22 protein-coding genes and 1 pseudogene are annotated in these 26,597 nt (G+C 73.7%); 21 read left to right on the forward strand and 2 right to left on the reverse strand.

Going from position 1 to position 26,597, the window contains the following annotated elements:
- Window positions 1-19: 19 nt before the first annotated feature.
- Entirely contained in the window at window positions 20-937 is a 918-nt protein-coding gene (locus BKE41_RS26870) for a TauD/TfdA family dioxygenase (RefSeq protein ID WP_053622349.1), read from the reverse strand.
- Between the two features lie 396 nt (window positions 938-1,333).
- Here BKE41_RS26870 and BKE41_RS26875 point away from each other — a divergent pair, with 396 nt between their 5' ends.
- From BKE41_RS26875 to BKE41_RS26900, 6 genes and pseudogenes are all read left to right on the forward strand, one after another.
- Complete coding sequence (locus BKE41_RS26875; RefSeq protein ID WP_059409911.1) at window positions 1,334-1,975, forward strand: DUF2460 domain-containing protein; 642 nt, start codon at window positions 1,334-1,336, stop codon at window positions 1,973-1,975.
- Window positions 1,976-1,989: 14 nt separating this feature from the next.
- Window positions 1,990-2,865: a DUF2163 domain-containing protein gene (locus tag BKE41_RS26880; protein WP_012321887.1), complete on the forward strand. Its 876-nt coding sequence runs from the start codon at window positions 1,990-1,992 to the stop codon at window positions 2,863-2,865.
- Window positions 2,862-3,329, forward strand: a pseudogene (locus BKE41_RS26885) (NlpC/P60 family protein); the annotation flags it as partial. The gene BKE41_RS26880 and the pseudogene BKE41_RS26885, both read left to right, overlap by 4 nt.
- Before the next feature lie 173 nt (window positions 3,330-3,502).
- A complete protein-coding gene (locus BKE41_RS26890; protein WP_071000407.1) occupies window positions 3,503-3,898 on the forward strand; it encodes a hypothetical protein in 396 nt (131 codons plus the stop codon).
- A gap of 305 nt (window positions 3,899-4,203) precedes the next feature.
- The gene (locus BKE41_RS26895) at window positions 4,204-8,112 is read left to right on the forward strand and encodes a glycoside hydrolase/phage tail family protein (protein WP_071000408.1); all 3,909 of its coding nucleotides are present in this window, start codon (window positions 4,204-4,206) and stop codon (window positions 8,110-8,112) included.
- A gap of 18 nt (window positions 8,113-8,130) precedes the next feature.
- Window positions 8,131-9,387: a DUF2793 domain-containing protein gene (locus BKE41_RS26900; RefSeq protein ID WP_071000409.1), complete on the forward strand. Its 1,257-nt coding sequence runs from the start codon at window positions 8,131-8,133 to the stop codon at window positions 9,385-9,387.
- A gap of 22 nt (window positions 9,388-9,409) precedes the next feature.
- Here the strand turns inward: BKE41_RS26900 and BKE41_RS26905 are convergent, their stop codons facing one another.
- Window positions 9,410-9,970 (reverse strand): GDSL-type esterase/lipase family protein, encoded by a 561-nt coding sequence (locus BKE41_RS26905; protein WP_012321891.1) that lies wholly within the window; start codon window positions 9,968-9,970, stop codon window positions 9,410-9,412.
- Window positions 9,971-10,091: 121 nt separating this feature from the next.
- Here BKE41_RS26905 and BKE41_RS26910 point away from each other — a divergent pair, with 121 nt between their 5' ends.
- The 15 genes from BKE41_RS26910 (at window position 10,092) to fdhF (ending at window position 26,592) form a co-directional block, all read left to right on the forward strand.
- Window positions 10,092-10,589 carry a phage tail tip lysozyme gene (locus BKE41_RS26910; RefSeq protein ID WP_024828350.1) on the forward strand — a complete coding sequence of 166 codons (498 nt, stop codon included), beginning with the start codon at window positions 10,092-10,094 and terminating at the stop codon, window positions 10,587-10,589.
- Window positions 10,590-10,648: 59 nt separating this feature from the next.
- The gene (locus BKE41_RS26915) at window positions 10,649-11,170 is read left to right on the forward strand and encodes a hypothetical protein (RefSeq protein WP_012321893.1); all 522 of its coding nucleotides are present in this window, start codon (window positions 10,649-10,651) and stop codon (window positions 11,168-11,170) included.
- 56 nt (window positions 11,171-11,226) lie between these two features.
- Window positions 11,227-11,571 carry a hypothetical protein gene (locus BKE41_RS26920; protein ID WP_012321894.1) on the forward strand — a complete coding sequence of 115 codons (345 nt, stop codon included), beginning with the start codon at window positions 11,227-11,229 and terminating at the stop codon, window positions 11,569-11,571.
- Between the two features lie 418 nt (window positions 11,572-11,989).
- A complete protein-coding gene (locus BKE41_RS26925; RefSeq protein WP_012321896.1) occupies window positions 11,990-12,361 on the forward strand; it encodes a PepSY domain-containing protein in 372 nt (123 codons plus the stop codon).
- A 35-nt stretch (window positions 12,362-12,396) separates the two neighbouring features.
- The gene (locus BKE41_RS26930; RefSeq protein WP_012321897.1) at window positions 12,397-13,074 is read left to right on the forward strand and encodes a response regulator transcription factor; all 678 of its coding nucleotides are present in this window, start codon (window positions 12,397-12,399) and stop codon (window positions 13,072-13,074) included.
- Window positions 13,071-14,231, forward strand: a complete 1,161-nt coding sequence (locus BKE41_RS26935; protein ID WP_083374460.1) for a PrpF domain-containing protein — start codon at window positions 13,071-13,073, stop codon at window positions 14,229-14,231. Before BKE41_RS26930 ends, BKE41_RS26935 begins: the two co-directional genes overlap by 4 nt.
- Window positions 14,232-14,246: 15 nt before the next feature.
- On the forward strand, window positions 14,247-15,665 hold the full coding sequence (locus tag BKE41_RS26940) for a sensor histidine kinase (RefSeq protein ID WP_012321899.1): 1,419 nt from the start codon (window positions 14,247-14,249) through the stop codon (window positions 15,663-15,665).
- A 199-nt stretch (window positions 15,666-15,864) separates the two neighbouring features.
- Window positions 15,865-17,352: a c-type cytochrome biogenesis protein CcmI gene (gene ccmI / locus BKE41_RS26945; protein ID WP_071000410.1), complete on the forward strand. Its 1,488-nt coding sequence runs from the start codon at window positions 15,865-15,867 to the stop codon at window positions 17,350-17,352.
- 198 nt (window positions 17,353-17,550) lie between these two features.
- Complete coding sequence (gene ccmE, locus BKE41_RS26950) at window positions 17,551-18,063, forward strand: cytochrome c maturation protein CcmE (RefSeq protein WP_012321901.1); 513 nt, start codon at window positions 17,551-17,553, stop codon at window positions 18,061-18,063.
- 10 nt (window positions 18,064-18,073) lie between these two features.
- A complete protein-coding gene (locus BKE41_RS26955; RefSeq protein ID WP_012321902.1) occupies window positions 18,074-20,074 on the forward strand; it encodes a heme lyase CcmF/NrfE family subunit in 2,001 nt (666 codons plus the stop codon).
- Complete coding sequence (locus tag BKE41_RS26960) at window positions 20,074-20,538, forward strand: cytochrome c-type biogenesis protein (RefSeq protein ID WP_012321903.1); 465 nt, start codon at window positions 20,074-20,076, stop codon at window positions 20,536-20,538. The genes BKE41_RS26955 and BKE41_RS26960 overlap by 1 nt, the downstream gene beginning before the upstream one ends.
- Before the next feature lie 96 nt (window positions 20,539-20,634).
- Window positions 20,635-21,291 carry a glutathione S-transferase family protein gene (locus BKE41_RS26965; protein ID WP_071000411.1) on the forward strand — a complete coding sequence of 219 codons (657 nt, stop codon included), beginning with the start codon at window positions 20,635-20,637 and terminating at the stop codon, window positions 21,289-21,291.
- Window positions 21,292-21,690: 399 nt separating this feature from the next.
- Window positions 21,691-22,164 carry a formate dehydrogenase subunit gamma gene (locus BKE41_RS26970; RefSeq protein ID WP_071000412.1) on the forward strand — a complete coding sequence of 158 codons (474 nt, stop codon included), beginning with the start codon at window positions 21,691-21,693 and terminating at the stop codon, window positions 22,162-22,164.
- Window positions 22,161-23,720 (forward strand): formate dehydrogenase beta subunit, encoded by a 1,560-nt coding sequence (locus tag BKE41_RS26975; RefSeq protein ID WP_071000413.1) that lies wholly within the window; start codon window positions 22,161-22,163, stop codon window positions 23,718-23,720. Before BKE41_RS26970 ends, BKE41_RS26975 begins: the two co-directional genes overlap by 4 nt.
- Before the next feature lie 10 nt (window positions 23,721-23,730).
- Window positions 23,731-26,592, forward strand: a complete 2,862-nt coding sequence (fdhF, locus tag BKE41_RS26980; protein ID WP_024828344.1) for a formate dehydrogenase subunit alpha — start codon at window positions 23,731-23,733, stop codon at window positions 26,590-26,592.
- Window positions 26,593-26,597: the final 5 nt, after the last annotated feature.

Here is a 26,597-nt window from a genome sequence, read left to right on the forward strand (position 1 = left end):
CCGCGCGGCCCGTCGCGGGTCACGCGGCCTCGCGCGCCTGCGTCTCCCGCGCCCGGCTGGTGCGGCCGTCGACGCTCACCGGCGCGACGCCCTGGATCGTCACGCGGCGGACCACGCGGGGCGCCTCGCCGTAATCGTCCACCGCCCGGTGGACCGTGGCGCGGTTGTCCCAGATCGCCACGTCGCCCGTCCGCCACGACCAGCGCACGGTGTTTTCGGGCCGGGTCGCGTGGTCGTGGAAGATCGCCAGCAGATGCTGCGAATCCGCGGTGGTCAGGCCCAGGATCCGCTGGATGAAGTGGCCGACGATCAGCGAGCGCTCCCCGGTCTCCGGGTGGACGTGGACCAGCGGGTGCTCGGTCTCGAACACGGTCTTGGTGAACACCTCGTCGTAGCGCCGCCGCCCGGCCTCCGACACGTTCACCCGGCCGCCGACATAGTCGTAGACGTTGGAGTGCAGCGCCCAGAGCTTGTCGGCGAGGTCGCGCAGGGGCTCGGGCAGGTCCGCGTAGGCCGCCGCCGTGTTGGCCCAGAGCGTGTCGCCGCCGTAGGGCGGCAGCGTCACGGCCCGCAGGATCGAGAGCGCCGGGTAGGCCGGCACGAAGGTCACGTCGGTGTGCCAGGAACTCGCCCGCTCGCCCCGGCTGCCGTCGATGTCGAGGACCCCCGCCGTGCCGGCGAGGGAGGGGACGGTCGGATGCGCGACGAGGTCGCCGAGGCGCCGGCCGAAGGCCTCCTGCCCGGCCTCGTCGAGGTCCTGGTCGCGGAAGAACACCACCTTGTGGGTGTTCAGCGCCTGCCGGATCGCCGCGACCGTCCCGTCGTCCAGGTCTCCCGAGAGGGCGAGGCCGCGGATCTCCGCGCCGAGACGGCCGGCGACGCGGCGGATGTCGAGGGCGGGGACAGGCGCGTGGAGGGGCTGGGGGACGGCGCTCATCGAAAGGTTTCCCAGGCAGGGCGGCGACGGGATGCGCGGATCGCGCGATGAACCGAGGTGTTCGGACCGGGAGAACTTCGGACGACCTACGCTCCGGCACGTCGATCTTCGATCGATCGCTGTCCTTTGTCGATGAACGGAGTTTTTTATTTTCCGGTCTCGCCCGGAAGACTCTTTTCAGCCGGTCCCGTCCGGCGGCGATCACGTTCCCCGACGTCGCGCGGGGGCCGGCCGAGGCGGGGCACCGCGATCGTCCCCGCGAGCGGAGCGACGCGATCCCGCGGCGCCACGGTCACCGATGTCGCGCTGCCCTGGGTCGCTTCGCTGCGCGCGACGACGGTGAGGACCCGGACGACCGGCGCGGCAACAGCGCGACCCCAACCGGAGTGGCCCGCCATGGCCGAAGACTTCCACGAGGTGCTGTTCCCCCTCGACGTGTCCCTGCGCGCCGGCGGGGGGCCGCAGCGGCTCACCGAGATCGTGACCCTGGCCTCGGGCCGGGAGCACCGGAACGGCCGCTGGGCCGATTCCCGCCGCCGCTACGAGGCCGGCTTCGGGATGCGCGGCCTCGACGCCCTGCACGCCGTGCTGGCCTTCTTCGAGGAGCGGCGCGGGCGGCTCTACGGCTTCCGGTTCCGCGACCGGGTCGACAGCCGGTCCGGACCGCCCGGCCGACCGATCGGCCCCCTCGATCAGCCCCTCGGCACCGGCGACGGCGCCACCGCGTCCTTCCCGCTGCTCAAGACCTACGGGTCCGGCTTCGCGCCCTACCGCCGCCGGATCGCCAAGCCGGTGGCGGGCAGCGTCCGGGTCGCGGTGGCGGGCCGGGAGGTGGAGCCCGGTGGCTTCGCCTGCGACCCGACGACCGGTCTCGTGACCTTCGCGGCGGGCCAGGTCCCGCCGCCCGGCACCGCGGTGACGGCGGGCTTCAGCTTCGACGTGCCGGTCCGCTTCGACACCGACGCGCTGACCGTCGACCTGGCCGCCTTCACGGCCGGGGAGATCCCGCGGGTGCCGCTCGTCGAGATCGTGCCCTGAGGAGGCGTGACGCCATGCGCGACATCCCGGAGGCCTTCGCGGCCCACCTCGCCGGCGGCGTGACCACCCTGTGCCGCTGCTGGTCCCTGCGGCGGCGGGACGGGCTCGCCCTCGGCTTCACCGACCACGACCGCGACCTCACCGTCGCGGGCCTCGTCCACGCCGCCCGCACCGGGCTGGAGGCGGCCGAGGCCGGCGCCGAGCTCGGCTTCGCGGTCTCGGGCGGCGACGTCGCCGGGGCGCTCAGCGGCCTCGGCCTCACCGAGGCGGACATCGCCGGCGGCCTCTACGACGGCGCCGCCGTGGAGACCTGGCTGGTCGACTGGACCGAGCCCGAGACCCGGCTCCTCCTCGACGTCGCCACGATCGGCGAGGTGCGCCGCGACGGGGACGCCTTCGTGGCCGAGCTGCGCGGCCTGACGCACCGGCTCGGCGCCGAGCGGGGCCGCACCTACCGGGCGACCTGCGGCGCCGATCTCGGGGACGGGCGCTGCCGCGTCGACCGCGGCGCGTGGACGACCGCCGGCCGGGTGACCGGCGTCCCGGAGCCGGCCACGCTCGCGGCGACGCTCGCCGGACCGTTCGCGGACGGCCTGTTCACCGGCGGGCGGCTGACCTGGACCACGGGCGCCAATGCCGGGCTCGCGGCGGATGTGCGCCTCCAACTCGGGCCGCTGATCGAGCTCTGGACCGCGCCGCCCCGGCCGGTCGATCCCGGCGACGGGTTCAGCCTCACGGCCGGGTGCGACAAGCGCCTCGCCACCTGCCGCGACCGCTTCGCCAACGCGGTCAATTTCCAGGGCTTCCCGCACATGCCCGGCAACGACGCGGTGATGCGGTCGGTCCCGGGCTCGGACCACGTCCTCGACGGCGGGAGCCTGTTCCGATGAGCGCGATGCGGCGGGAGATCGGCCGAGAGATCGGTGTCGCGGCGCTCGGCGAGGCGCGGCTGTGGCTGGGCACCCCCTACCGCCACCAGGCGTCGCTGCGCGGCGTGGGCTGCGACTGCCTGGGCCTGCTGCGCGGGGTCTGGCGCGGGCTCTACGGCGCCGAGCCCGAGGCGCCGCCGCCCTATTCCGGCACCTGGGCGGAATCGGCCGCGCCCGGGACCGACCCCCTGACCGAGGCGGCCGCCCGCCACCTCGTGCCGGTGCCGGATAGGCCCGCGGCCTGCGCGCCGCGGCCGGGCGACGTCCTGCTCTTCGCCTTCCGCCGCCACCTGCCGGCCCGCCACTGCGCCATCGCCACCGGCGACGGCGCGATGATCCACGCCCACGACGGGGCGGCGGTCGCCGAGGTGGCGCTGACCGCGTGGTGGCGGCGGCACGCGACGGGGGTGTTCCGGTTTCCGGAGATGGCCGGACTTGCGGAGGGTCTGGAGCAGGATTCGTCGGTCGTCGCCGATCGACGGCACCACGTGCCGCTGAGCTTCGCGGGCGAGACAGGCTCCGACTTCGAGTCTAGCTTGGGGCGGCCGCGTCAGCAGGCCTGTGAGGAGGGCGCGCAGGCTGCGAGACGGCGCGGCCGATGGATGGTGCCCTGATCCCTCGGGTCGATATGCCGATCTGCCTCAAGTCAATCCTGCTCTGGCTGATCCCTGCGCTGTCTTCGATCGCGGCGCATGCCCAGCCGGTGGATCCCGCGATTCAATGTGGCTCTTCGGACGCTCGAATCGCCAGGAAGCAGGCCGAGCTTCCCGGCGGAATAGTGAGGGCGTTGCCAGGGCGCATGGCGGATCCCGGCGAGCCGTTTCTCAGAACGGATGTCATTGGTCCCGAGCAGGAGCGCCTTCCATGGATGCGTCTCATCTGCGGCTATCCGACGTCGGACGGTTATGTCGTCCGGTGGGAGCGGGGCGGCCGCGGCTACGGTGTCGGTGACACACGCTTCCGGAAAACTCCGACCGGATTCGTCCCGGACTGAGGGGCGGGCCTCGGACGGTTGACGCCTCCGGGACGGCAGGAAGTTCGATCCTTGACCCCGCGCTGCCCGCGTTGCGGTCGCCGCGACGGGCAGGTCAATGCCGCGCAGATGGATCGCTCCGCGCCCCAGATCCGACACGCGGGCTCGCCGAGGTCCCAGGGTCCGCGCGGCTTCAGCTTCTCTGAGCCCCCAGCGGTCGCGGCGATCCTTTACAGGGTTGGCGCGGCGCCACCGAGAGCCCGATGGGTCGGCTCGCCCGATAAAGCCCACCCGAGATCCGCATCAAACTGGCCCGGAGCCCCGTCATGGCGACGCTGATCCTGTCCTCGGCCGGCGCGGCCGCGGGCACCGCCCTCGGCGGCCCGATCGGCGGCCTGGTCGGGCGGGCGCTCGGCTCGGTCGCGGGCGCGGCCCTCGGCGGCGCCCTGTCGGGGTCCGGGCGGCACGCGCGCCTCGTCGAGGGGCCGCGGCTCGCGGACGTCGCCGGGCTCACCTCCACCGAGGGCGATCCGATCCCCCGGGTCTACGGGCGGGCGCGGATCGGCGGCACCCTGATCTGGGCGACCCGTCCGCTGGAGCTCGCCAACACCGCGGTGCAGCGCGCCGCCGCACCCGCCAAGGGCGTGGGCGGCCTGGCGGGCGGCCCGAAGACCGTCACGACCCGCTACAGCTACTTCGCCAACCTCGCGGTCGGCCTGTGCGAGGGCGAGATCGCCTGCGTCCGCCGGATCTGGGCGGACGGCCGGGAGATCGACCAGGCCGGCCTGACCCTGCGGGTCCATACCGGCGGCCCCGGCCAGGAGCCGGACCCGCTGATCGTCGCCAAGGAGGGGGCCGGGGACGCGCCGGCCTATCGCGGCCTCGCCTACGTGGTGTTCGAGAACCTGGCCCTCGCGGCCTTCGGCAACCGCGTCCCGCAATTCGCCTTCGAGGTGATCCGCCCGGTCAACGGCCTGTTCGACCGGGTGCGCGCCGTCGACCTGATCCCCGGCGCCAGCGAGTTCGGCCTCGATCCGGACCGCGTCACCGTCGATCTCGGGCTCGGCCGCACCGAGGCCGCCAACCGGCACCAGCTCCAGCGCGGCACCGACGTCGTCGCCTCGCTCGACGCCCTCCAGGCACTCTGCCCGAACCTGCGCCGGGTCGCCGTGGTGGCGACGTGGTTCGGCACCGACCTGCGGGCGGGATCCTGCCGGGTGGTGCCCAAGGTCGAGGCCGCCGACAAGCGCGCCCGGCCGGAGGATTGGCGGGTCGCCGGGATCACCCGCGACCGGGCCGAGACGGTCTCGACCCTGCCGGACGGCAGCCCCGCCTACGGCGGCACCCCGGCGGATGCGGGCCTGACCCGGCTGGTGGCCGAGCTGGCGCGAAGGGGGCTCGCGGTGTCGCTCTACCCGTTCGTCATGATGGACGTGCCGGCCGGCAACGCGCTGCCCGATCCGCACAGCCCCGGCGCCGCGCAGCCCGCCTATCCCTGGCGCGGCCGCATCACCTGCGATCCGGCTCCCGGCGTTCCGGGGAGCCCGGACGGCACCGCCGCGGCCGACGCGCAGGTCGCGGCCTTCTTCGCGGGCGGCTACCGCGCCGCGGTCCTGCACTACGCCGACCTCGCGGCCGGCTGGGCGGCCTCGGGCGCGCCGCTCGCGGCCTTCGTGATCGGCAGCGAGCTCGTCGGCCTGACCCGGGTGCGCGGCGCGGCCGGCTACCCGGCGGTGCGCGCGCTGCGCGACCTCGCCGCCGCGCTCCGCGACCGCCTCGGCCCGGCGGTCACCCTGGTCTACGGCGCGGACTGGACCGAGTACGGCGCCCATGTCGGCGACGGCGGCGCCACGGTGCGCTTCCCCCTCGACGACCTGTTCGCCGACCCGAATATCGGCGCCGTCGGGATCGACTGGTACCCGCCCGTCTCCGACTGGCGCGACGACCCGGACCACGCCGACCTCGCGGTGACCGGCGACATCGCCGACCGGGCCTATCTGAAGGCCCGGGGCGCGTCCGGCGAGGCCTTCGACTGGTACTACGCCGACGCGTCCGACCGCGCCGCCCAGCGGCGCCGGCCGATCACCGACGGCGCCGCCGGCAAGCCCTGGATCTACCGGGCCAAGGACCTCGTCGCGTGGTGGTCGAGCCCGCACGTGGAGCGCGACGGCGGCGTCGAGACCCGCACCACCGCCTGGGTGCCGGCCGGCAAGCCGATCTGGCTCACCGAGATCGGCGTGCCGGCGGTGGACAAGGGCACCAACGGCCCCAACGTCTTCCCGGACCCGAAATCGTCCGAGAGCGCCTTCCCGCCGGAATCCCGCGCCCTGCGCGACGAGCTGATCCAGCTCCGCGGGCTGGAGGCCGTGATCGCCCGGTTCGACCCGGCCGTGCCGGGCTTCCGGGAGGCCGACAACCCGGTCTCGCCGGTCTACGGCGGCCGCATGGTCGATCCCGACGGGATCTTCGTCTGGGCCTGGGACGCGCGGCCCTTCCCCGCCTTCCCGACGGTGCGGGGCGTGTGGGCCGACGCCGCCAACTGGCGCGTCGGCCACTGGATCACCGGCCGGATCGAGGGCTGCGACCTCGACCTGCTGGTCCTGAAGATCCTCGCGGATTTCGGCTTCGACGCGCCGGTCTCCGTGGAGGCCGCCGCCTATCTCGACGGCTACGTGATCGACCGGCCGCTCACGGCGCGGGGCGCCCTGGAGACCCTGGCGCAGGTCTACGGCCTCGACGTCTCGGCGGTGGCCGGGACCCTGCGGCTGCGCGGTCCCCGCCGCGACCGGCCCGCGGTCCTGGCCGAGGCCGACCTCGTCCGGCTGTCCGAGGACCGGCCGGTCCTGCACCAGGTCCGGGCCGAGGAGAGCGCCCTGCCGCGCTCCGTGGAGCTCGGGATCACCGATTCCGAGAGCCCGGATTACCGCCGCGCCGCGGCCTCGGCCGTGCGGCCCGCCGGCCAGCGGCGGCGCGAGACCCGGATCGAGGCGGCGATCGTCACCCGCCGCGAGACCGGCGACGGCCTCGCCGAGGCGCTGCTCGACCGGCTGATCGCGGCCCGCGACGGCGCGGTGTTCACCGTGAGCCCGCGCCGGGTCGAGCTGGAGCCCGGCGACCTCGTGGCGGTGCCGGCCGACGTGCCCGGCGGCACGGTCCTGCGCCGGATCGACCGGATCGACGACGCGCCCACGGGCCGCCGGATCGAGGCGAGCGGCGTGCCGCCCCGGGCGGGGCCCGGGCGCGGGGTGCCCCGCCCGATGGCCCAGGCGGCGGTGGCGCCGCCCGCCTTCCCGGGACCGCCGCTCGCCCTCGCCCTCGACCTGCCGGTCGACCGCGGCGACCCGGTCACCCTGCAATACTGCGCGGTGGCGGCCGAGCCCTGGCCCGGCGCGGTCGCGATCTGGCGCGCCGCGGGCGACGGGCCGCTCGCCCTGCACCGCGTCGTCGACTACCCGGCCTGCCTCGGGCGCACCCTGTCGGCGCTGCCGGCCGGCCCGCTCTGGCGGATCCAGAGGGGCGTCCACCTCGACGTCGCCCTGCGGCGCGGCGCGGCCCTCGCGTCGATCGGGGAGGGGGCGATGCTCGCTGGGGGCAACCTGTTCGCCCTGCTCGGCGCGGACGGAGCCGTGGAGCTGCTCGGCGCCGCGTCCGCGGTCCTGACCGGGCCCGACACCTACCGGCTGTCCGGCTTCCTGCGCGGGCTCGCGGGCAGCGAGGCGGCGGCGGGGCGCGTCAGCCCGGCGGGGAGCCTGATCGTGCGCCTCGACGACGGCGCCGTGACGCCCCTGGTCGACCGGCTGGACGAGGTCGGCCGCGCGTTCCGCTACCGGATCGGGCCGGCGGACAGCGATCCGGCCGATCCGGCCGTCACTGAGCTCACCGCCGCGGCCGGCCTCGCGGCCCTGACGCCCCTGCGGCCGGTCCACCTGCGCGCGCGGCGCGCGGCGGACGGCGTGCGGCTCTCCTGGATCCGCCGGGCCCGCCGCGACGGCGACGCCTGGGAGCCGGCCGAGATCCCGCTCGACGAGCCGGACGCCTACGCCGTGACGGTGTTCTCCGCCGCCGGCGCGGCCCTGCGCACGCTCCGATCCGCGGCGCAGCACTGTCTCTACGGGGACGAGGCGGCCGATTTCGGCGGGGCCCAGACGCATCTCGACGTGGCCGTGACGCAGATCGGGCCGGTCGCCGGCCCCGGCCCCGCCTGCCGCGCCCGAATCCCCGTCCGTTCGGCCTGACCGCCCGGGAGCTGCCCCATGTCCGACGCCACGCCCCTTCTCGGCCTGCCGCTGATCGCCGCGAGCCAGGCGCAGAAGCACGTCACCCACAACGAGGCGCTCGCCCTCCTCGACGCGCTGGTCCAGCTCGCCTGCCTGGACAAGGACCTCGCGGCGCCGCCGCCGGGCCCCGCGGAGGGCGACCGCTACCTCGTGACCGCCGACGCGCCCGGGGGCGCCTGGGCGGGGCTCGCGGGCCAGGTGGTGCGCTACGCCGACGGGATCTGGACCGGCGCGGCGCCGCGGGCCGGCTGGCTCGCCTGGCTGGTCGACGAGGCCGACCTCTACGTCTTCGACGGGGCCGCCTGGACGAGCCTCCGCCGGGCGCTGACGGCGCTCCAGAGCGTCGGCCGCCTCGGGATCAACACGGCGGCCGACGCCAGCAACCGCCTCGCGGTGAAGTCCGATTCCGCCCTCCTGACCTGGGACGACGCCACGCCGGGCACCGGCGACATGCGGGTCTCCGTCAACCGGAAATCCGCCGCCCGCGACGCCGCCCTGGTCTTCGAGACCGGCTACGCGGCGCGGGCGCTGCTGGGCAACCTCGGGAGCGACGACTTCACCCTGAAGGTCTCGCCCGACGGGGCCGCCTTCGCCACGGCGCTCACGGCGTCGGCGCGGACCGGCGGGATCGACTTCGCCTCGGCCGAGACCGCGCTCGCGGCCGCCCCCACCACCGACCTCGGCGCGGCCGGCACCCGGCGCGTCCTCGTCACCGGCGCCGGGCGGATCGCGAGCTTCGGCGCCGCGGCCGACCGGGAGCGGCTCGTGCGCTTCTCGGGCGCCGCGACCCTGGTCCACGATCCCGAGGCGCTGGCGCTGCCGACCCGGGCCGACCTCGTCACGGCCCCCGACGACACCTGCATCGCCACCTCGGACGCGGCGGGCCGCTGGCGCGTGCGCCACTACCAGCGCGCCGACGGGACGCCGCTCGCGGCCGGCGCGCAGGCGCTCGGCGCGAACGGATCGATCCGGCTCCCGGGCGGCCTGATCGCGCAATGGGGGCTCGTCACCGCCGCCGAGGCGGATGTCGCGGTGGCGTTCGGCATCGCCTTCCCGGGGAGCTGCCTCGGCGTCTGGGCGCAGCCGGTCGCCGGCGCCGGCGACGCGCTCCACGCCGCGCAGGTCAGCGACGTCGCGGCCACCGGGTTCACGCTCCGCACCCGCCGCGCGGCGGCCGGCTCGGTGGCGGGCGTCGGGTCGGTGCCGACCTACTGGCTGGCGCTGGGCGCGTGAGCGCCCGACCCCGCGGCCGCCGTCATTCCGGGCCTGCGCCGAGGGCCCGGAGCATCGCCGGCTCCACCGCCGCGTAGCCCGCGCCGTTGAGGTGGATGCCGTCGTCGGTGAACTCGCGCCGGAGCGCGCCCGCCTCCGTGGCGAGCGGCGGCCCGTAATCGACGAGGCGGGCCGCACCCGCCGCGCAGTAGGCGCGCAGCCACCCGTTCAGGGCGCGGATCCGCGCCACCGGCCGCAGCTCGGGGCGCCAGCCCCAGAAGTCGCTCGGCATCACGGTGCCGATCGTGAGCGGCAGCCCGGCCGCGAAGGCCATCCGCCCCATGGCCATGATGTTCCCGGCGATCGCCCGGTCCGGGACCGGGCCGCCGATCTCCGCGATGTCGTTGATCCCGCACATCAGGTGAACGCCCCGGGCCCCGGCCGCGTCGCGCAGGAAGCGCGCCCGGATCTGCCCGCTCGTCTCACCCGGGACGCCCCGGGCCACGAAGCCGTGGCGCGCGAAGGTCTCGGCCCGCACCGCGCCCCAGGCGGCGGTGATCGAGTCGCCGATGAACACGAGCGGCCGGTCCTGTCCGCGTCCCACGCATCCCCCTCGGCGCCGCCCACGGCGCGGGCCGCCTTAGCCCGGCGCGACCGGGGAGGCCAGCTTCCGGAGCACGCCCATGCCCGAACCCAGGCCCGAACCCAGGCCCGAACCTGGGCCGATGCCGCCTCCCGTTCCGGCCGCGCAGGAGCCCTTCGCCGCCGCCTGCCGCCGCCTCGGCCCGCGGCTGATGCGCGATCTCGGCCTGAGCGAGCTCCAGGCCGCCGGCCTGCTCGGCAATCTCGGCCGCGAGACCGGCGGGTTCCGCCACCTCCAGGAGGTCGCGCCCGCGGTGCCGGGCTCCCGCGGCGGCTGGGGGCTCGCCCAGTGGACCGGGTCCCGGCGCGTCGCCATGGAGACGTGGTGCCGGGCGCGCGGCCTCGATCCCGCCGATCCCGAGGCGGGCTACGGCTATCTCTGCGCCGAGCTGCGCGGGCCCGAGGCGCCGGCCCTCGCCGCCCTGCGGGCCACCACCACCCTCGCGTCCGCCACCGCGGCGGTCTGGCGCCGCTACGAGCGGCCCGGCGTCGTGGCGGCGAGAGACCGCCTCGCCTGGGCCCGCCGGGCCCTCGCCGCCCTGCGCGACGCCCCCGCCGCCCCGCCGCCGGGCAGCCCCTGACCCGCCGCACCCGATCCCGAGCCGGCCGGGTCCGCCGCGCGCAACCACGGAGTCCAACGATGACGCACCGTATCCGGACGGCCCTCGCCCTGGCCGTCACGAGCCTGCCGCTCGCCGCGCCCGCGATCGCGGCCCCCTCCGCGTCCGCCGCCGGCCCGGCGCTCCCGTGGGGCGACTGGCTCGCCGGGCTGCTCCAGCCGGTCACGGCCGCCCTCGTGCCGCTCGCCGCCGCCGCCGTCACCGCCGGCATCGCCCGGGTCGCGCCATGGGCCGCCTCCGTGCTCACCCGCGACCGGATCGAGGCCGCGATCCGCGCCGGGGCCGAGTTCGGCCAGAACGCCGTGGCCGGCGCCGCCCGGGGCCGGACCGTCAGCGCCGATCTCGGCGCCGCGGTGGTGGCCGCCGGCGCCCGGCACGTCCTCGCCACCGCCCCCGCGCACGTCGTGCGGAAAGCGGGCGGACCCGCGGGCGTGGCCGCGCGGATCTTCCGGGCGCTGCCGCTCGACCCGGAGGCGAGCGCCGCCAACGTCCTCGCGCCGGCGCTCGCGCAGCTGCGCGGGGCGGACACGCGCCCGGCCTGAAGCCGGGCGTCGCCGCTCCGGCGGCACAGAGGGGCCGTGAGACAGGGAACATCACCATGAAGCCCCTCCGCACCGGGACGCGGCGATCCGCGCCCCCCGAGGACGCGGCCGGCCCCGGGGTCGCCCTCGGCGGGCGGCCCCGGACGATCCGCTTCCCGCCCGTCTGGCACGCGTGGTTCGCCCGCCAGTCCGAGCCGCGCCTCGCCGCCCTCGACGAGCTGGTCGACGCGCATCTCGAGCGCCGCGCGCTGCGCCGCTACCTGCGCCGGCTCAAGCACGCGACGGTGTTCGCCTTCGTCGCCGCGGCGGCGGCCGCGCACTGGTTCTCCGACCAGGTCGCGTGGCTCGCCGCGCACATCCCGGCCCTGCGGGCCCTCTGGAAGCTGCTGACGGGAGCGTGAGATGCGCCTGCGCTGGGACAGGGTTCTCGACCGGGCGTGGCTCGCCCTGGCGTCGGCCGCGGCGGTGACGGTCGCGTCCACGAGGGCGGTGCGGTCGGCCGGCGCGCGCTGGACGCTCGGGCCGGCGGCGCGCGCAGGCGCGCCGGCGCGCGCCGGCGGGCCGTGCCGTCGGCCGCGCGCGCGCCTGCGGACCGCCCCGCGGCCCGCCGTGAGACCCGCGCGCGCGCCTGTGCGAAGCTGCCCGCGCCGTGGAACCGGGCGCCGCCTCGGCCGTCATGTCCGCACGATGCCGTCCGCCGCCAAGTCAGCCGCGTCAACCGCGCGAGGAATGTCCGGACCGCCACCGACGACCGCCGGGGGCGGCGCACGGCCACGTATTCAGGACGCATTCAGTGCCCTGGGCGCACATCATCTGCCAATGCGCTACGCCATCGCCCTCGTCGCCATCAGCCTGACCGCCGCGGCCCTCGCCGCGGGCGGCCTCGGCTCCATGGCCGACGACGGGCCGGCCCCCCAGACGGGCGCGGTGTCCAGCCAGGCGCCGCTGCGGATCGAGAGCTGCCTGTCCCCCGCCGACCTGCGCGAGGAGGTCGGCGAGCGCCGGGTGATCCCGCCGGTCGCGGCGATCCGCGCGGCCCGCACGGTGATCCCCCGGGCCGAGATCCAGCGGGCGAGCCTCTGCCGTCACGCGGACGGCCTCGTCTACATGCTCACCGCCTTGCGCCGGGACGGGCATTTCGTGCACGTGATTGTCGACGCGCGCACCGGCACCGTGGCGGGACAGTATTGAGCGGGCGCCGGAACCGTTTCGGAGGGGAGTGAGCCGTGCGTCTGCTGGTCGTGGAGGATGACAAGGACATCAACCGGCAGGTCGTGGCCGCGCTGGAGGAGGCCGGCTACGTCGCCGACAAGGCCTATGACGGCGAGGAGGGCGGCTATCTCGGCGAGAGCGAGCCCTACGACGCCATCATCCTCGACATGGGCCTGCCCAAGGCCGACGGCGTCACGGTGCTGCAGAAGTGGCGCCGGGCCGGCGTGAAGACCCCGGTGATCATCCTCACGGCCCGCGACCGCTGGTCCGACAAGGTCGACGGCTTCGACGCCGGCGCCGACGACTACGTCACCAAGCCCTTCCACATGGAGGAGCTGATGGCCCGGGTGCGCGCCCTGCTGCGCCGCGCCGCCGGCCACGCCACCAGCCAGATCGCCTGCGGGCCGGTGACCCTCGACACGCGCTCCGGCAAGGTCTTCGTCGACGGCGCCCAGGTGAAGCTGACGAGCCACGAGTACCGGCTGCTCTCCTACCTGATGCACCATACCGGCCGGGTCGTGTCCCGCGCCGAACTCACCGAGCACCTCTACGACCAGGATTTCGACCGCGACTCGAACACGATCGAGGTGTTCGTCGGCCGCCTGCGCAAGAAGCTCGCGGTGGACCTGATCCAGACCGTGCGCGGCCTCGGCTACCTCGTGGATCCCAACCAGCCGCCGGCGCGGATGTGAGCGCGGCTCCGCGTTCCGGCACGCTGCCGGCCGTGTTCATGCGCGGCGGCACCAGCAAGGCGCTGATGCTGCACCGCCGGGACGTGCCGGGGGATCTCGCCGCCTGGGAGCCGGTCTTCCTCTCCGCCATGGACAGCCCCGACCCGTTCGGGCGGCAGCTCAACGGCATGGGCGGGGGCGTCTCGTCGGTCTCGAAGATCTGCGTGGTGGAGCGCTCCGCGCGGCCGGACGCCGACATCGACTACACCTTCGTGCAGGTCGTGGTCCGGGACGGCCGCATCGACCTGTCGGGCAATTGCGGCAACATGCTCGCCGCCGTGGGACCGTTCGCGGTCGACGAGGGGCTCGTCGAGGTCCCGGACGGCCCGGTGCGGCTGCGGATCTTCAACACCAACACGCGCAAGCGGATCGCGGCGACCTTCGCGGTGGAGGGCGGCCGCAGCGTCTACCGCGGCGACCTCGCGATCCCCGGCGTCGCTGGCACCGGCGCGCCGATCCAGCTCGACTTCCTGGATCCGGGCGGCGCCACGACCGGCCGGCTGCTCCCGACCGGCACCGTCCGCCAGAGGCTCGACGTGCCGGGCCTCGGCGCGATCGAGGCCTCCCTGATCGACGCCGCCAACGCCTGCGTGTTCGTCCGCGCCGCCGATCTCGGGCTGGCCGGCACCGAGCTGCCCGCAGCCCTGGAGTCCGTGCCGGGCCTCCTCGATCGGCTGGCGCGGATCCGCCGGGCCGGCTCCGTGGCGATGGGCATCGCGCCGGACGTCGAGGCGGCGGCGCGCGTCGTCCACGTGCCCTTCGTCGGCCTCGTCGCCCCGCCGCAGGAGTCCGGCAGCCTCTCCGGCGACGCGATCCGCGCCGCCGAGATCGACCTGACCGCCCGGGTCATCTCCAACGGCGTGCCGCATCAGGCGCTGCCGCTGACCGCCACCCTGTGCCTCGCGGTCGCCGCCCGGCTCGAAGGCAGTCTCGTCCACGAGGCCGCCCGCCCCACCGGCGCGGCCCTGCGGGTCGGCATGCCGTCGGGCATCCTCACCGCCGACGCCGCCGTGACCCGCGGGGCCGACGGCTGGCGGGCCGAGCGCGGCGCCTTCTTCCGCACGGCGCGCCCGCTGATGCGCGGCGCGGTGTTCTACGACGCGCCGCCGCCCGTCTGAGCGACCGACGCATCCATGATCGACCTCATCGGCCTCTTCTCCCTGCGCCGCCGCTCCATCGCGGTGCGGCTCGCCGTGTCGGCGTTCCTGTCGAGCTCCGCGATCCTGCTGATCGCGGCCTGGATCCTCACGACCCTCTACCGCGAGAACACCGAGCGCTCCTTCGACAGCCGGCTCCTCGTCTTCGCCAACAATCTCGCCACCGACCTCGTCTCGCCCAACGATCCCGAGAGCCGGACCTTCTCGCTCGGCGACCCGCGCTTCGACCTGCCCCTGTCGGGCTGGTACTGGCAGGTCGGCAAGCCCGACGCGAAGCCGCGCGACGTGCGCACCTCCCGCTCCCTCGTGGGTGTGCCGCTCCCGCCCGCCACCGATTCGGACGGCAAGGTCGGGGTCGGGCAGATCCGTCAGGGCTACGGCAAGGGGCAGGACGGACGCCTCCTGCGCATCATGGAGCGCGACGTCGATCTCGGCGAGGAGGGCCGCTACACGGTCCGGGTCGCCGGCCCCGCCGACGAGATCGTCAACGACGTCGACCGGTTCCGGAACTCGCTGACCATCACCTTCGGCCTGCTCGGCCTGTCGCTGGCGATCACCACCCTGCTGCAGATCCGGTTCGGCCTCGCGCCGCTCAAGAAGATGCGCGCCGCGCTGGGCGCCGTCCGCCGGGGCGAGGCCGACCGCATCACCGGCACCTATCCCCGCGACATCGCGCCGCTCACCGGCGAGGTGAACCTCCTGATCGAGACCAACCGCGAGATCCTGGAGCGCGCCCGGACCCAGGTCGGCAACCTCGCCCACGCCCTGAAGACGCCGCTCTCGATCATCGTCAACGAGGTCGGCGCCTCCGACGCCCCCGAGGAGCTCGCGCAGAAGATCCGCGAGCAGGCCGCGGTCATGCGCGATCAGGTCAACTACCACCTCGACCGCGCCCGGGCCGCCGCCCTCGCCGGCACGCTCGGCACCTCGACGGAGGTGGAGCCGGCGCTCGCGGGCCTCGTGCGCACCTTCGGGAAGATCTACCGGGACAAGGACATCGCCTACGACGTCCACGTGCCGCCGGGCCTGCGCTTCCGCGGCGAGCGCCAGGATTTCGAGGAGATGGTCGGCAACCTCGTCGACAACGCGTCGAAATGGGCCCACGGCCGCGTCGCGATCCGGGCCGAGGCGGTGAACACGAACGATTATCCCCACCTCGTCGTCGCCATCGAGGATGACGGCCCCGGCCTGCCCCCGGAGGCCCGCCAGGCCGTGCTCGGCCGCGGGCGGCGCCTCGACGAATCGAAGCCCGGCTCCGGCCTCGGCCTGTCGATCGTGGCCGACCTCGCCGCCCTGTACCGGGGACGCTTCACCCTGGAGGAGGCGGCGCTCGGCGGCCTGCGGGCGGTGCTGGAGGTGCCGGGCGACCTGCCGGTCGGCACCCCGACCCACTGAGGCCCTCCGCCGCCTCCGGGTACGGGCCGGGCACGGATCGAGCTGCGGGACGCGGCCTCATGGCTCCGCCCGGCCCCTTGTCTTCGCAACAGAGTTGCGTGACACCGTGCCGCCGCCGGGAGGCGTCGTGGCGTCACGCTGCCGGCTCCACATGGCGTGGGGAGGGGCGGGCCGGTCCGGCTCGTTGGCGATAAGGTCCATGACGGCGATCTGGTTCATCCTGGCGGCCATGACCGCGGCGGCCGTGCTCGGCCTGCTCTGGCCGATGTCGCGCCGCGCCGCCGTGCCGACCGGTGAGGCGGGCGGGACCGGGCTCGCCACCGAGACGGCGTTCTACGAGGATCAGATCGCCGAGATCGAGCGCGACCTCGAGCGCGGCTTGATCGCCCCCGACGAGGCCGAGACCGCCAAGGCCGAGGCGGGCCGCCGCCTGCTCCGGTCGAGCCGCGAGGCGCAGCGCGAGGCCGAGGATGCCGGCATCGCCGAGGCCGCGCGCCCGGCCGAGCCGCGCCTGCGCCGCCGGCGCGCCGCCTCGGCCTTCGCGCTCTCCACCATCCCCCTCGTGGCGCTGATCGCCTACGGGCTCTACGGCTCGCCCGAGGTGCCGGCACAGACCGAGGCCGACCGGCAGGCCGCCCGTGGCGGCGCGGACGAGCTGATGAAGGCGGTCAGCCAGATCGAGGCGCGCCTCGCCCGGGACCCGAACGACGCCCGCGGCTGGGCGGTGCTCGCCCCGGTCTACATGCGCACCGGCCGCTTCGACGACGCCGCCCGCGCCTACGCCAACATCGCGCGGATCAAGGGTGAGACCGCCGATCTGCTGGCCGACCAGGGCGAGGCCCTCACGGCGGCGGGCAACGGCACGGTCTCGCCCGAGGCCAGGGCGCTGTTCGAGAAGGCGCAGGCCAAGGAGCCGAACGCGCCCAAGCCCCGATTCTACCTGGCCCGCGCGGCCGAGCAGGCCGGCGACACCGGCGAGGCGATCCGCCAGCTCACCGAGCTCGAGGCGTCGAGCCCGCCGAATGCCCCCTGGCTCGGGATCGTCAAGCAGAGCCTCGCCCGGCTCAAGGGCGAGCCGCCGCCGCCCGCAGCTCCGCAGACCGCCCCGCAGATCCCCGCGGAGCAGCAGGCGGCGATCCGCGGCATGGTCGACGGGCTGGACGCCCGGCTCAAGACCGGCGGCGGCACCCCCGACGAGTGGCTGCGGCTGGTCCGGTCCCGGGCGGTCCTCGGCGAGCGCGAGCAGGCGGCCGACGCCCTGGCCCGGGCGCGCGCGGCCCTGGCGGGCGACCCGCAGGGGCTCGCCCAGGTGGAGCAGGCCGCCCGCGCCGTGGGGCTCGGCACGGAGGGCGAGGCGCCCGCGCCGGCCGGATCCGGCCAGCCGGGATCGGGCGCCCAAACCGAGAAGGAGGCCGCGATGGCGGCCGTGCGCGCCATGCCGCAGGCTGAGCAGCAGGCGGCGATTCGCGGGATGGTCGAGGGGCTGGACCGGCGCCTCGCCGCGCGGGGCGGCACGCCGGACGAGTGGATGCGCCTCGTGCGCTCCTACAGCGCGCTGGGCGAGCGGGACCAAGCGGTGAAGGCCCTCGACCGCGCCCGGATGGCGCTGGCCGCCAACAGCGAGGCGGTGACGCGGCTCGACGGCCTCGCCCGGGAGCTGGACCTGCCCGCCAAGCCCAATCCCTGACAGGCCGGACCCCCGCCAGGCCCAGCCCCCGGCACCACGAGATCGCGAGGCCGCCTCCGCCGAGCGGTCCGTACGACAATCGGTCCCGACGCCCGCCCTTGACCCGCGGGCGCCTGGAGCCGACACCCTCAAGACTAGAATGAGAACGGTTCCGGTCGGGGCGGGTCTCCGCGCGCCGGACCGCGGGGTGGAAGTATCGTGACGCGTAAGAAACGCCGCCTGATCCTGATCGCCGCCTGCGGCAGCGTCCTGGCGCTCGCCGTGGGGCTGATCCTGTACGCCATGAGCGGCTCGATCGTGTTCTTCCGCTCGCCCACCGACATCGCCAAGCAGGCCATCGCCCCGGGCACGCGCCTGCGGCTCGGCGGTCTGGTGAAGGACGGCTCGCTCAGGCGCGGTCCCGACCAGACGGTCGACTTCGCCGTCACCGACACGAACGAGACCGTCGAGGTCCACTACAAGGGGTTGCTGCCGGACCTGTTCCGCGAAGGGCAGGGCGTGGTCGCCGAGGGCGTGCTGGAGCCGGGCGGGCAGTTCCGCGCCGACACGGTGCTCGCCAAGCACGACGAATCCTACATGCCCCGCGAGGTGGCCGACGCGCTGAAGGCGCAGGGGCGCTGGCAGGAGGGCGGCCCGAACAGGGGCGGCCCGGCGCCGAAGCCCGCCACCGCGGCGGCGGACAGCACCCTCGGTCCCCGCAGCGAGCGGTGAGGGAACCCGCATGATCGTCGAGACCGGCCACTTCGCCCTCGCGCTCGCGCTGGCGATCTCCCTCGTCCAGGTGGTGATGCCGATCTGGGCCGCCCGCTCGGGCGATCCGGCGCTCCGCCAGATCGCCTCGCAGGCGGCGCTCGGCGCGTTCGCCTGCGTGCTGTTCGCCTTCGCGGCGCTGACCTACGCGCACGTCACCTCGGACTTCTCGGTCCAGAACGTCGTCGAGAACTCGCACACGCAGAAGCCGCTGATCTACAAGATCTCGGGCGTCTGGGGGAACCACGAGGGCTCGATGCTCCTCTGGGTGCTGATCCTCACCCTGTTCGGCGCCTGCGTGGCGGCCGCGAAGAACTCGGTGCCGCCGCGGCTGCGGGCCAGCACGCTGGGCGTGCAGGGGCTGATCACCTTCGTGTTCGTGCTGTTCATCATCACGACCTCGAACCCGTTCACCCGGGTGATCCCGGCGCCGCTCGAGGGCAACGACCTCAACCCGCTGCTGCAGGATCCCGGTCTCGCGATCCACCCGCCGCTCCTCTACGTCGGCTATGTCGGCTTCTCGATCAGCTTCGCCTTCGCGGTGGCCGCGCTGATCGACGGGCGGATCGACGCCGTCTGGGCGCGGGCGGTGCGGCCCTGGACGCTGGCCGCGTGGTGCTTCCTGACGCTCGGGATCGCGATGGGTTCCTACTGGGCCTATTACGAGCTCGGCTGGGGCGGCTGGTGGTTCTGGGATCCGGTGGAGAACGCCTCGCTGATGCCGTGGATCGCCGGCACGGCGCTGCTGCACTCCACCGTGGTGATGGAGAAGCGCGACGCCCTGAAGGTCTGGACGGTGCTGCTCGCCATCCTGACCTTCTCGCTCTCGCTGATCGGCACCTTCCTGGTCCGCTCGGGCGTGATCACCTCGGTCCATTCCTTCGCCACGGACCCGACCCGCGGCGTCTTCATCCTGGCGATCCTGGTGCTGTTCATCGGCGGCTCGCTGACGCTGTTCGCGTGGCGGGCGCCGCTGCTGCGGCAGGGCGGCCTGTTCGCGCCGATCTCTCGCGAGGGGTCGCTCGTCCTGAACAACCTGTTCCTGGTGGCGGCCTGCGCCACCGTGCTGGTCGGCACCCTGTACCCGCTCGTGCTGGAGATGCTGACGGGCGAGAAGATCACGGTCGGGCCGCCCTTCTTCAACTCCACCTTCGTCCCGCTGGCGATCCCGCTCCTGCTGATCGTGCCCATGGGGCAGTCGCTCGCCTGGAAGCGCGGCGACGTGCTCGCCGCCGCCCAGCGCCTGTTCGCCGCGCTGGCGGTCGCCCTCGTCGTCGGCTTCGGGGTGCTGGCGCTGACCTGGGGCGGGCCGGTCATGGCGCCGGTCGGGATCGGCCTCGGCGCCTACCTGCTGATCGGCTCCGCCCTGGAGATCGTCACCCGCGCCCGGGGCTACGGGGCGAGCCGCGCCCGCTCCCTCGGCCAGATCGGCCGCCGCGCCGTCGGCCTGCCGCGCTCGGCCTGGGGCACCGCCATCGCCCATGCCGGGGTCGGCGTCGTGGTGCTGGGCATCGCCGCGCAGGGCTGGGCGACCGAGGGGCTGGCGACCCTCAAGGCCGGCCAGAGCCTGGCGACGGGACCCTACGTGGCGACCCTCGATCGCGTCGCGCCGCGCAAGGGACCGAACTACGAGGAGGCCGCCGCCTACCTGACCATCCGCACCCGCGGCGGCGACGAGGTCGGGCAGGTCGAGACCGGCAAGCGGTTCTACCCGAGCCGCAAGATGGCGGTGACGGAATCGGGCCTGCTGACCGTCGGCGCCAGCCAGGTCTACGCGAGTCTCGGGGAGATCGGGCAGGACGGCGGCGTCGGCCTGCGCCTCTACTACAAGCCGCTGGTCCTGCTGATCTGGCTCGGGGCGGTGGTGATGGCCGTGGGCGGCGGCCTGTCGCTCACGGACCGGCGGATGCGCGTAGGCGTCCCCGCCAAGGCGAAGGCGCGGCCGCTCCCGGTCGCGGTGCCGGCCGAGTGATGGCGCGCCGCTCGCTCCGGCCCGCGCTGGCGGCGCTCGCCCTGCTGGCGTCGCTGCCGGCCCTCGCGGTGCAGCCCGACGAGGTGCTGAAGGATCCCGTCCTGGAGCATCGCGCGCGGGAGATCTCGGCCGAACTGCGCTGCCTCGTCTGCCAGAACCAGTCGATCGACGATTCCGACGCGCCGCTCGCCAAGGACCTGCGCCTGATCGTCCGCGAGCGGCTGGAGAAGGGCGACAGCGACACGGCGGTGCTCGACTACGTCGTGGCCCGCTACGGCGAGTTCGTGCTGCTGCGCCCGGTCTTCGCGCTGCACACCCTGCTGCTGTGGCTCACCCCGGTGCTCGCGGTCCTGCTCGGCGGGCTGGGAATCTGGCGCCTCGCCCGCCGCCGCCCGCCCGCGCCGGCCCGGAACCTGTCGGCGGCCGAGGAGGCGGAGGTCGCGGCGCTGCTGCGACGGGAGTAGAATCGCGGGCGGAAGCGATTCGCCAGCCCCGTTCGGCACGAGTCTTGGATCGGGCCTCGCAGACCGCACGATCGGCGACGCGCCCGGGGCAGGACGATGACGGCCGCTACGCTCACCATCTCGAGCCGCAACTACTCCTCGTGGTCCCTGCGGGGCTGGCTCATCTGCCGGATGGCGGGTCTCGATTTCGAGACCGAGGTCCTGTCCGGCGCCGACGCCACCACCCGGGCGGAGCTGCTTCACCTCTCGCCGTCCTTCCTGGTGCCGCGCCTGCGCCACGGCGACGTGGTCGTCTGGGACACCCTGGCCATCGCCGAGTACCTCGCCGAGACCTTCCCGGAGGCCGGCTTCCTGCCCGGCAACGTGGCGGAGCGCGCCCATTGCCGGTCCATCTCCGGCGAGATGCATTCCGGCTTCGTCAATCTGCGCTCGGCGCTGCCGATGAACCTGCGCGCCTTCCACCCCGACTTCCGGGTGTTCAACGGGGCGAAGGCCGATATCGAGCGCATCGTCACGATCTTCGACGATTGCCTGGACCGCTACGAGGGTGCGTACCTGTTCGGCGCGCGGCCGTGCCTGGCCGACGCCATGTACGCTCCGGTCTGCACGCGCTTCCGCACCTACGACGTCGCGCTGCCGCCCCGGGCCGCCGCCTACCGCGACACGATCCTGCACTGGCCGCTGATGGTCGAGTGGGCTGAGGCCGCCGCCGACGAGCCGGACGAGATCGAGGAACTCGAGATGGAGTTCTGAGGCGGCCGAGGCTCCGGTCTCGGGGCCCGCCGCCGTCCTTGCGAGCGGAGCGAAGCGATCCAGTCGCGCCACGCTTGCCGAGGTCGCGCTGCCCTGGATTGCTTCGCTCCGCTCGCAAGGACGGAGGGCTCTCACCGGACGTTCCGGACCCGACGTGACAGGATGCAGTTTCTTGCATGGCACAAATTTATGTTGCGATGCACGCGACAAATTCTAACCGCGTATAGGATCTGAAAAATCGCGCTGTGGCAACAGGTTAACGAGGTGTCTCCGCTCGTCTGGCCTGCGCGTTACAGCTCGACAAACGTCCTTTGTCGCCCGACCGGACAGCGCGATTGATGCCATTCGGCATTTCTGTTCCTCTTCGCATTAGAACAGGAACAGACTGGGCTGGAAACCATGGCGCGTCACAAGCCCTGGAGCGCGGAGCGCGCGTCCGGGATCATCGCCGAGCACACCCATCTCGAAGGGGCCACGCTGCCGATCCTGCACGCGCTGCAGGAAACCTTCGGCTACGTGGATTCCGGCGCCGTGCCGCTGATCGCGGACGCGCTGAACCTGTCGCGCGCCGAGGTCCACGGCTGCATCACCTTCTACCACGACTTCCGCGCCCACCCCGCCGGCCGCCACGAGGTGAAGCTGTGCCGGGCCGAGGCCTGCCAGGCCATGGGCTCCGACAAGCTGCACCGCGAGATCCTCGGCCGCCTCGGCTGCGGCTGGCACGAGACCACCGCCGACGGCAGCGCCACGGTCGAGCCGGTCTACTGCCTCGGCCTCTGCGCCAACGGTCCCGCCGCGCTGGTGGACGGTGAGCCGGTCGCGCACCTGACCGCCGACGCCCTCGAAGCTGCCCTGACGGAGGTGCGCCAGTGAGCGTGACCCTCTACGTTCCGCGCGACGCCGTCGCCCTCGGCCTCGGCGCCAACAAGGTCGCCCGCGCCCTGTTCGCGGGCGCCGAGCGCCGCGGCCTCGACGTCACCATCGTCCGCACCGGCTCCCGCGGCCTGTTCTGGCTGGAGCCGATGGTCGAAATCGGCACGCCCGAGGGGCGGGTCGCCTACGGACCCGTGACGCTCGCCGACGTCGACGCCCTGCTGGATGCCGGCCTGACCACGGGCGGCGACCACGCCCTGCGCCTCGGCGATCCTGAAAAAATCCCCTACCTCGCCCGGCAGCAGCGCCTGACCTTCCACCGCTGCGGCGTGATCGACCCGGTCTCCGTGGACGATTACCGGGCCCATGGCGGCTACCGCGGCCTCGAGGCCGCCCTGAAGCTCGATGCCGAGGGCATTGTCGCGGCGGTGCGCGAGTCCGGCCTGCGCGGCCGGGGCGGTGCCGGCTTCCCCGCCGGCATCAAGTGGAACACCGTGATGCTCGCCGAGGCGGACCAGAAATACGTGGTCTGCAACGCCGACGAGGGCGATTCCGGCACCTTCGCCGACCGGATGATGATGGAGGGCGATCCCTTCAACCTCATCGAGGGCATGACCATCGCGGGCGTCGCCACCGGCGCCACCCGCGGCTACATCTACCTGCGCTCCGAGTACCCGCAGGCCTTCGCGACCCTGAAGGAGGCGATCGCCAACGGCGTGACGGCGGGCGTGCTCGGCGACAACATCCTGGGCTCGGGCAAGAGCTTCCACCTGGACGTGCGCCTCGGCGCCGGGGCCTATATCTGCGGCGAGGAGACCTCGCTGCTGGAGAGCCTGGAGGGCAAGCGCGGCATCGTGCGGGCCAAGCCGCCGATCCCGGCGCTGAAGGGCTTCCTCGGCAAGCCGACGCTGGTCAACAACGTCATGACCTTCACGGCCGTGCCGTGGATCCTGGAGAACGGCGCCAGGGCCTACGCCGATTACGGCATGGGCCGCTCGCTCGGCACCCTGCCGATCCAGCTCGCCGGCAATATCAAGCACGGCGGCCTGATCGAGATGGCCTTCGGCATCACCCTCCGTCAGGTGATCGAGGATTTCGGCGGCGGCACCCGCTCAGGTCGGCCGGTCCGGGCCGTGCAGGTCGGCGGGCCGCTCGGGGCCTACTTCCCCGACCATCTCCTCGACACGCCCCTCGACTACGAGGCGATGGCGGCCAAGAAGGGCCTCGTCGGCCACGGCGGCATCGTGGTGTTCGACGATACGGTCGATATGGCCGCCCAGGCCCGCTTCGCCTTCGAGTTCTGCGCCACCGAGTCGTGCGGCAAGTGCACCCCCTGCCGCATCGGCGCGACCCGCGGCGTCGAGACCATGGACAAGGTGATCGCCGGCATCCGGCCGGACGCGAACCTGAAGCTGGTCGAGGACCTCTGCGAGGTCATGACCGACGGGTCGCTCTGCGCCATGGGCGGGCTCACCCCGATGCCCGTCATGAGCGCGATCACCCATTTCCCCGAAGATTTTCGCCGTGCGGGCTCGCTGCCTGCGGCGGCTGAGTGAGGCGGCGCGCATGGCCCTCATCAAAGAAATCGACTACGGCACGCCGATCCGCGTCAGCGCGCAGACGGTGACGCTGACGATCGACGGCATGTCGGTGACGGTGCCCGCCGGCACCTCGGTAATGGCGGCGGCGATGCAGGCCGGGACGCAGATCCCGAAGCTCTGCGCCACCGACTCGCTGGAGCCGTTCGGCTCCTGCCGCCTCTGCCTCGTTGAGATCGAGGGCCGGCGCGGCACGCCCGCCTCGTGCACGACGCCGGCCGAGAACGGCATGGTGGTCCACACCCAGAACGAGAAGCTCGCCAGGCTCCGCAAGGGCGTGATGGAGCTCTACATCTCCGACCACCCCCTCGACTGCCTGACCTGCGCGGCGAACGGCGACTGCGAGCTGCAGACCCAGGCGGGCGTCGTGGGCCTGCGCGACGTGCGCTACGGCTACGAGGGCGACAACCACGTCCGGCCGAGCTCCGAGAAGTACCTGCCGAAGGACGAGTCGAACCCGTACTTCACCTACGACCCGTCGAAGTGCATCGTCTGCAACCGCTGCGTCCGCGCCTGTGAGGAGGTGCAGGGCACCTTCGCGCTGACCATCGCGGGTCGCGGCTTCGACAGCCGCGTGGCGGCCGGCCCGACCAACTTCTTCGAGTCCGAGTGCGTGTCCTGCGGCGCCTGCGTGCAGGCCTGCCCGACCGCGACCCTGCAGGAGAAGTCGATCCACGAGTACGGCCAGCCGGAGCACGCCGAGGTCACGACCTGCGCGTATTGCGGCGTCGGCTGCTCGTTCAAGGCCGAGATGCAGGGCGAGCGCGTCGTCCGCATGGTCCCGTACAAGGGCGGCAAGGCCAACGAGGGCCATAGCTGCGTCAAGGGCCGCTTCGCCTACGGCTACGCCACCCATAAGGACCGCATCACCAAGCCGATGATCCGCGAGAAGATCACGGATCCGTGGCGCGAGGTCTCCTGGGAGGAGGCCATCGATCGGGCGGCCTCCGAGTTCAAGCGGATCCAGGCCCAGTACGGCAAGGATTCGGTCGGCGGCATCACGTCGTCGCGCTGCACCAACGAGGAAGCCTACCTCGTCCAGAAGCTGGTGCGCGCCGCCTTCGGCAACAACAACGTCGATACCTGCGCCCGCGTCTGCCACTCGCCGACCGGCTACGGCCTGATGTCGACGCTCGGCACCTCGGCCGGCACCCAGGACTTCAAGTCGGTCGAGCATTCCGACGTGATCCTGGTGATCGGCGCCAATCCGACCGACGGCCACCCGGTCTTCGGCTCGCGGATGAAGAAGCGCCTCCGGCAGGGCGCGAAACTGATCGTCGCCGATCCGCGCAAGATCGACCTCGTCAAGTCGCCCCACATCAAGGCCGACTATCACCTGCCGCTGAAGCCCGGCTCCAACGTCGCCTTCATCAACTCGCTGGCGCACGTGATCGTCACCGAGGGGCTGATCGACGAGGCCTATGTCCGCGAGCGCTGCGACCTCGCCGAGTTCGAGTCCTGGGCGCGGTTCATCGCCGACGAGCGACACTCCCCGGAGAACCAGCAGTCCTTCACCGGCCTCGACCCTGAGCAGGTCCGCGGAGCGGCCCGGCTCTACGCCAAAGGCGGCGCGGCCGGCATCTACTACGGGCTCGGCGTCACCGAGCACAGCCAAGGCTCGACCATGGTCATGGGCATGGCGAACATCGCCATGGCCACCGGCAATATCGGCAAGCTCGGCGCCGGCGTGAACCCGCTGCGCGGCCAGAACAACGTCCAGGGCTCCTGCGACATGGGCTCGTTCCCGCACGAGCTCACCGGCTACCGCCACGTCTCGGACGACGCCACCCGCGAGAGCTTCGAGGCCCTCTGGGGCGCCAAGCTCGACAACGCGCCGGGCCTGCGCATCACCAACATGCTGGACGAGGCCGTCGAGGGCTCGTTCAAGGGCATGTACATCCAGGGCGAGGACATCGCGCAGTCCGACCCCGACACGCACCACGTGACGTCGGGCCTGATGGCGATGGAGTGCATCGTCGTCCAGGACCTGTTCCTGAACGAGACCGCCAAGTACGCCCACGTCTTCCTGCCGGGCGCCTCGTTCCTCGAGAAGGACGGGACCTTCACCAACGCCGAGCGCCGCATCTCGCGGGTCCGCAAGGTCATGGCCCCGATGGGCGGCTACGGCGACTGGGAGGGCACGGTGCTGCTCGCCAACGCGCTGGGCTACCCGATGACCTACAGCCACCCGTCCGAGATCATGGACGAGATCGCCTCGCTCACCCCGAGCTTCACCGGCGTGTCCTACGCCAAGCTCGACGAGCTCGGCTCGGTGCAGTGGCCCTGCAACGAGAAGGCGCCGCTCGGCACGCCGATGATGCACGTGGACCGGTTCGTCCGCGGCAAGGGCCGGTTCATGATCACCGAGTTCGTGGCCACCGAGGAGCGGACGGGGGCGAAGTTCCCGCTGATCCTCACCACGGGCCGGATCCTCTCCCAGTACAATGTCGGCGCGCAGACCCGGCGCACCGAGAACTCGCGCTGGCACGAGGAGGACGTGCTGGAGATCCACCCGTTCGACGCGGAGCTGCGCGGCATCGTGGACGGCGACCTCGTCGCCCTGGAGAGCCGCTCGGGCGACATCGCCCTGAAGGCCAAGATCTCCGAGCGGATGCAGCCCGGGGTGGTCTACACGACCTTCCACCACGCCAAGACCGGCGCCAACGTCATCACCACGGATTACTCGGACTGGGCGACGAACTGCCCCGAGTACAAGGTGACGGCGGTGCAGGTCCGGCGGACCAACCGGCCCTCCGACTGGCAGGCGAAGTTCTACGAGGAGGACTTCTCCCTGACCCGGATCGCACAGACCCTGGACGCGGCAGAGTAAGAGTA

Origin of the sequence: Methylobacterium sp. C1 (genome assembly GCF_001854385.1) — a bacterium.
Lineage (GTDB): Bacteria > Pseudomonadota > Alphaproteobacteria > Rhizobiales > Beijerinckiaceae > Methylobacterium > Methylobacterium radiotolerans.